The organism is Butyrivibrio sp. TB (genome assembly GCF_900110805.1).
GTDB classification, from domain to species: domain Bacteria; phylum Bacillota; class Clostridia; order Lachnospirales; family Lachnospiraceae; genus Butyrivibrio; species Butyrivibrio fibrisolvens_C.
The window spans coordinates 135,224-142,129 of record NZ_FOER01000011.1 but is presented as its reverse complement, the minus strand read 5'-3'; the positions used below and the strand labels follow the sequence as shown (position 1 = coordinate 142,129).

The window sequence follows — 6,906 nt, the reverse complement described above, 5'->3', positions numbered from 1 at the left end:
ACAGAAGAGCTTTTAAAGGGTATTTACGGGATCTTCCCGTTGATGCATAGAAATGATTTCTAAAGGAAATCGGAATAATTTCATCAAGATCGATATAGGTTTCTAATAGAGACAGAAATGCAGGCTTGTCATTTTCAAATTTATCCTGGCAGTCTGAATAAATATCAGCCAAAGAAAGCTGTTTGTATGGTATCATATATATCAGAATAACTCCTTTCTTGAGTGTTGGTAGGTAGTTTTTGGACAACTCTATTTTACCATATCCGGTGAGGGGTTATTCATTTTTATTGCAATAAAAATGCCGTATTTATGCGGCTTTTGGCGTTTCGCAAACGCCTATAGTTATTTATAAAACGGAGGATAGCAATATGGGAATGATGGAAAGACCCGTTGTCGAGACTTTAAGTGACGGCGGCAAGTATTGGGAACATGAATTCGAACACTTTTATTTAAAGGCCTATGTGCCTGTTAATGACATTGACAGCCAGGCCAATGACTACACATTCAGAGCACCGCTCCTTCTTATCTTCGAAGAAGAAAGACGCAGCAAAGAAGATGCCATCTCTTTTGCCAAAGAGAGCGGCCTTGAGAAGATAGCAGCAAGATATGACTCCAGCGTCCTGTTCGTATATCCTACATGTGACTGAGCATGGGATAGTGCCACAGATGAGCTTTATAAAGAAGTCATCGCATCAGTCAAGATGTATCCTGTATATGAAGACGGCCTTGTAGAATGGAGCGATTTCATCAGTAAGAGATACATGGGTTTCTACATAAGAGGCGCTATCTTTAGAGCTGATATCTATAGTTATGGCAAGTCTGCAGATTATGTTGCAAGGAACCTGTTAAAAACAACTGATGGCCAGTATCTCTGGGGACCTGGCGAGATCACACCTTCTGTATGCTCTATGGAGAGACTTAGTGTAGTTCCTAACGTAGAGAGGAAAGATATAGCTATTGTAAGCGTAGCCAATTCTTCAAAAGTCAACAATGCATTCAAGGACTGTGAACATCTTCTTGTCACAGATGCTGCTGACTATGAGAAGGATTTTGACTCGTTTGTCAAAAAGTATAAGAGATGGTGCGGAGATCTCCAGATAGAGCCTGATTTTGAAGCACTTTCCATGAATGAAGATGTCGGAGTTATAACTGTTAAGACATCTCCTGATAATAAGGGCATATTCAAGGATACCAAGGAGCACAAGATAGGTTATTTTGCTTATTATAATAAGGACATCATGGACGGCTCCAAGGTACCGCTGGTGCTGGGCTTTCATGGAGGCGGAGATACAGCTATGTTCCTGACCTTTGTATCAGGCTGGTATGAAGTTGCTCACAAGTATGGCTTTTTGTATGTTGCTATTGATAACCATCTTGCAGTATCAGCTACAGAGGTTGCAGAGTTCATAGAGAGCCTTAAACTTAGATATCCTATTGATGAGCACAGGATCTACGGAACAGGCTTTTCAATGGGAAGCGGTAAGTCATGGGATATGTTCCAGGAATATCCGGAGATCTTTGCAGGACTTATGCCGGCAAGTGCTCTTTTTCCAAAAGATCATAACCTCTTTGGTGACTATATTGGTGACAGGATCAACAAGACAGTGCCTGTTCCGATCTTCTATTCAGGCGGAGAAGAGTCGCCTCTTCCGGAACTTCCCTTCCAGGCAGCGCAGTGCATTGAAAGAGTTCAGTATGCAGCACAGGTCAATAAGTGCAAAGAAAGGTTCGAAGATCTTGACTTTGAAGACCGTGCTAACTGGGAAGATAAGATTTATGGAAAGAAAGCTGACCGCGTAGAAGTCGTTCATGACGACTCAAGAAACAGCGATCTTACTATACGCTATTATGACAGCGAAGACGGAGTATGCCGCACAGCTTTTGCAAGTGTGAGCCATCAGCAGCATGAATGCCGCCAGCATACATGTGAGAATGCATGGAAGTTCATCTCTAAGTTCACAAGATAACCGGCGCACCGGACGCATACAATTTCAGATTTTAGATACATATAACATAAATATAATCATTGCTATTAACAGCAAAGCCTTAGAGCGATGATCATCTTACGAGATGTGACTTGCTTTAAGGCTTTTTTGTATAAATTAATTCAAACTTCGCACTTGCCAAACATACACCACCCTCTGAGGCAGAGCCGATGCGGCCCGTTTATAATACATTTTCGTATCTTTTGAAGGTGTTATTAAATTCAGGAGCAAGATATCTGGATTTTTATATTCTAGGGTCCACCTGTCTGAGCGAAGCGAGTTTGGACCCTAGAATATAAAGATCCAGATATCTTGCCCTGAATTATAACACCTTCAAGATACGAAAATGTATTATAAACGGGCTGCATCGGCTCTGCCTCGGAGGGTGGCGTATGTTTGGCAAGTGCGAAGTTTAAGTAAATTAAAACTTGATTTTAATTTATATATGTCGATATACAATTTGTAGACTTTTATAATTCAAAAAATACAGATTCATGTTTGAACCGTATGTCATATCTTTAGTTTATTAAAATATTTCATCGGATGGATATTTATGAATAGACTTATAAAAAGCGGATGGATCCTTGGAACTATTATATTTATAATTGCCGTTATCATAAATTGTTTATTTAGTTATATATCTATGAAAATTGGTATACCGCCTATTTTGGGCTTGGCAGGTTCTATGGCTATAGCTATTATGGCGGGATATTTTCCTGCAGTATGGGTTGTTATGTTTACTCATATCATCACAGGTATTTTTATCAATCAGTTTTTGTACTATACTCTCATCAATATTCTTATTGTCATTATTACAGCTTATTATTCTCAAAAAGGTTATTTTAAACGCAGATCCAAGATTGTCAGGTATGTACTGATCACTTCTTGTATTAGTGCAGTTTTAAGCGGCGTAATAGTAGGAGAGACAGGCGAGATCAATGCAGAGATAATGAGAGATTCGATGCCTTTTAATGTATTCTCTCTATCTTCTACGGAACTGCTACTTTTGTTTGCTGTTGCCATTTTTTTTATGGCTATTCCGGCTCAGATCATAGGCCTTGTAATTGCTTTTTTTATAGTCAGGATCATTCCTGAAGATATAAAGAAGACCTTACATGATTTTGGCTGGCTTCAAAAGCCAATCGATGATGAGGAAGTTGAGCTTTTTAACAGGACCAGGACCAGAGTTATTACGACTAATACTGTGTTTATAATCGCGCTTATCTCAACATGTCTTACAGTACTATTATTAGTTGCTTCTATTGGCAGCAGACTCTTTATAGAGCACACTCAGGATGAGCATGAGAAGCTTGCTAAGGGTGTATCTGAGATGGTAGCCAAGGTGGTAGATGGTGACAGGATAGATGAGTATATAGCAAGTGGGGGATATGGTTATGAGTATGAGAAGATGTACAAAGCACTTGAGAATATACGAAGCATATCCGGTGATATCGAATACGTATATGTTTACAAAATAATGCCTGATGGCTGCCATGTTGTCTTTGACCTTGATTCGGAAGATGTTGTAGCTGCAGATCCGGGTGAGGTAGTGCCCTTTGATCCTACTTTTGAACAGTTTGTTCCCACTCTTTTAGAGGGCGGCGATATAGATGTATTTGTATCTGATGACTATTATGGATGGCTGCTTACTTCTTATACACCTATCCATAATTCAAAAGGTGAGACTGTATGCTATGCAGGCGCAGATATATCTATGAAGTATCTGTCCAATTATACAAAACAGTTTTTTATCAGGCTCCTTATTCTGTGTTCAGGAATAATCATAGTGATCATAATTACAGGACTTTGGATAGCCAAATACAGGATCATCTATCCTGTTAATTCTATGGTAGAAAGAGCCAGATTCTTTAAATATGACAGTGAAGAAGCCAGAGTAGGCAATGTGGAACTTCTAGAAGATCTGGATATCCGCACAGGTGATGAGATAGAAAGACTCTATAACTCTTTTTTGCAGGTTACTAAAGACAGCATGAAGAGTTTTAGTAAGATGCAGCAGAAGTCTGATTACATCGAGAAGGTTCAGGCCAATCTCATAGTGATCCTGGCCGGTATGGTTGAGAACAGGGATGAATCTACAGGCGATCATATAAAGAAGACATCCATGTATACCCTTATCATTATGAAGAATATGAGAAAAATGGGTATACACCTTGAAGCCCTTACAGATGAGTATATAGATGATGTCTATAAATCTGCCCCTCTTCATGATATAGGCAAGATCAGAATAACAGATGCGATTCTTAATAAACCGGGGAAGCTTACGCCTGATGAATTTGAGGTCATGAAGCAGCATGCTCTATATGGTGGTGAGATAATCGAAAAGCTCCTTGAATCACTTACTCAGGCAAGCTACCTGGAAGTGGCCAGAGATATAGCCATGTATCATCATGAAAAATGGGACGGCTCCGGTTATCCGTACGGCCTCAAGGGCGAAGAGATCCCGCTTAGTGCAAGGATCATGGCTGTTGCAGACGTATTTGATGCACTTATTTCAGACAGAGTTTATAAGAAGGCATTTTCTTTTGAAAAAGCCATGAGCATAATTCAGGAAGAGTCAGGAACACATTTTGATCCGGAAGTAGTTAAGGCTTTTATGCTGGATCCGGAAGATGTAAGAGCAGCTGCAGATATGCTGAAAAAAGGACAAATAATATAATGAACAAAGTTTCATTGAAAAAATGGTCTGGAGTAATTGCCGTATTTCTATTGGCAGTACTATTCAACTGCATATTGTGTCTGGGGTGTACCAGAATGGGCCTGATGCCGGTATTGGGGATTGCAGGCTCTATGTCTGTTGCTGTTATGTCCGGATATTTTCTGGGAGTCTGGGCTGTGTTTGTGACAGAACTGATCGTCTCATTGTTTATAAAAGAGTACATATACTATGGGTTTGTTAATGTTCTAAGCGTCATTATCACAACATATTATTATAAAAAAGGATATTTCAAAAAAAAGTCCGGTATATTTACATATCTTATCTTTATTGCCGGAATCAATACTATTCTTACGAGCCTTATCCAACTTCAATCAGGTCATCTAAGTGAGGATCTTTTTACGATCAATGCTTATTCGACTGCGGTGGGAAGTCTGCCTGTGAACATGCTTGCCAGGTCGTCTGTCATAGTATTTACTACTGCGATCATATCTCATGTGATATGTCTTATGATAACCTACATTGTAGTCAGGATCGTTCCTGCTGATATCAAAAAACTTCTTAATGAATTTGGATGGCTTCAAAAACCCGTTAAAGATAGTGAACTTGAACAGATCAGTAAGACAGAAACCAGAAAGACTAAGATAGGAACTGTCTTTGCAATATCTCTTATAAGCACATGTCTTATAGTGCTGATCGTAGTTGCAATGGTTGCAAGTTCTCTTTTTGTCCAGCATACAATGGATCAAAGACAAAGACTGGCTGTCGGCGCATCTCATATGGTTGCCAATATCATAGATGGAGACAGAGTTGATCTTTATATACAGAGCAAAGGAAACACTCAGGAATATAAAGATATAAGAGGCGCTTTGGAAAATATCAAAAAGATGTCTGATGACATAGAATACATCTATGTTTATAAGATAACCGAGGATGGATGTGTTGCCGTATTTGATATTGATACTCCGGATATGAAAGCTGCAGATCCGGGTGAACTGGTGCCGTTTGATGCATCAGTAGATGAGTATATCCCTGCTTTACTAAAGGGAGAGAGAATCGAGCCTTTTATATCTAATGAGTATTATGGCTGGCTTCTTACATCTTTTATTCCGGTATATAACTCGGATGGTGAGACTGTGTGCTATGCGTGTGCCGATGTATCTATGAAATATCTGGGCGTATATAGGCGGAATTTCGTAGTACGTATTCTGATCCTGTGTTCAGGAATGATCGTAGTTATCATAATCACAGGACTATGGGTATCTAAGTACAGAGTTGTATATCCTGTTGATACTATGGTCATGATGGCCAAAGATTTCAGGTATGACAGCGAAGAGGCAAAAAAGGCTAATCTTGCGCTTTTAAATAAACTCGAGATTCGTACAGGCGATGAGATAGAGAGGCTCTACAATTCCTTCGTTCAGGTTGCCAAGGACAGTAGTAAGAGTTTTAGCAAGATGGTTCAGAAGACGGATTATATAGAAAAAATGCAGTCTGATCTTATAGTCATACTGGCTGATATGGTTGAAAACAGGGATGAGTCAACCGGTGATCATATCAGAAAGACTTCAATGTATACTCTTATCATCATGAGACAGATGAGGCGAATGGGCATAAAATCAGGCATGCTTACCGACGACTATATACAAGATGTATATAAATCTGCTCCTCTCCATGATATAGGTAAGATAAGGATTCCTGATGCGATTCTTAATAAACCCGGTAAACTTACACCTGAAGAATTCGATATCATGAAAAAACATTCTGTATATGGCGGAGCCATTATTGATGAGCTGATAGAATCTCTTCCACAGGCAAGTTATCTTGAAGTAGCAAGGGATATAGCTTTGTATCATCATGAGAGATGGGATGGTACAGGATACCCTGAGGGGCTTAAGGGTGAGGAGATTCCGCTTCCTGCAAGGATCATGGCTGTTGCAGATGTTTTTGATGCGCTTATATCTGACAGGGTCTATAAGAAGGCTTTTTCATTTGAAAAGGCGATGGATATCATAAAAGAAGAATCAGGAACGCATTTTGATCCTGATATAGTCAAAGCCTTTTTTGCAGTGGCTGATGAAGCCATGGAGACTGCAAAGAAGCAGAGCGGGAAGTAGCAATGGCTTGGCCAAAACGTATGCCGTCCATTGCATCTGTGCAGACACGGGCTGTTTATAAAATCAGACTTTGCCAGGCAATGTGGCATCCACAAAGCTTCGCAAGGTACATTGGCTACACGCAGGCAGA

General features: G+C 39.8%; 4 protein-coding genes and 1 pseudogene. 4 read left to right on the top strand and 1 reads right to left on the bottom strand.

Annotation, left to right across the window (positions count from 1 at the left end):
* A pseudogene (locus BMX21_RS09295) lies at positions 1–196 on the bottom strand (ISNCY family transposase); the annotation flags it as partial.
* Between the two features lie 172 nt (positions 197–368).
* On the opposite strand from BMX21_RS09295, the gene BMX21_RS09290 reads away from it, so the two are divergent.
* The 4 genes from BMX21_RS09290 to BMX21_RS09275 all read left to right on the top strand — a co-directional run bounded on the left by BMX21_RS09290 (position 369) and on the right by BMX21_RS09275 (position 6,776).
* Positions 369–647 carry a hypothetical protein gene (locus BMX21_RS09290; RefSeq protein ID WP_092043659.1) on the top strand — a complete coding sequence of 93 codons (279 nt, stop codon included), beginning with the start codon at positions 369–371 and terminating at the stop codon, positions 645–647.
* A 54-nt stretch (positions 648–701) separates the two neighbouring features.
* Positions 702–1,967, top strand: a complete 1,266-nt coding sequence (locus tag BMX21_RS09285; RefSeq protein WP_092043656.1) for an alpha/beta hydrolase family protein — start codon at positions 702–704, stop codon at positions 1,965–1,967.
* Positions 1,968–2,538: 571 nt separating this feature from the next.
* The gene (locus tag BMX21_RS09280; RefSeq protein ID WP_092043653.1) at positions 2,539–4,662 is read left to right on the top strand and encodes an HD-GYP domain-containing protein; all 2,124 of its coding nucleotides are present in this window, start codon (positions 2,539–2,541) and stop codon (positions 4,660–4,662) included.
* Positions 4,662–6,776, top strand: a complete 2,115-nt coding sequence (locus tag BMX21_RS09275; RefSeq protein WP_092043650.1) for an HD-GYP domain-containing protein — start codon at positions 4,662–4,664, stop codon at positions 6,774–6,776. The genes BMX21_RS09280 and BMX21_RS09275 overlap by 1 nt, the downstream gene beginning before the upstream one ends.
* The last annotated feature ends 130 nt before the right edge of the window (positions 6,777–6,906 follow it).

Excerpts from the sequence above, each read along its gene's own strand:
- BMX21_RS09285 (WP_092043656.1), top strand. The coding sequence starts at position 702 with ATGTATCCTGTATATGAAGACGGCCTTGTAGAATGGAGCGATTTCATC.
- BMX21_RS09275 (WP_092043650.1), top strand. The coding sequence starts at position 4,662 with ATGAACAAAGTTTCATTGAAAAAATGGTCTGGAGTAATTGCCGTATTT.
- BMX21_RS09280 (WP_092043653.1), top strand. The coding sequence starts at position 2,539 with ATGAATAGACTTATAAAAAGCGGATGGATCCTTGGAACTATTATATTT.
- BMX21_RS09290 (WP_092043659.1), top strand. The coding sequence starts at position 369 with ATGGGAATGATGGAAAGACCCGTTGTCGAGACTTTAAGTGACGGCGGC.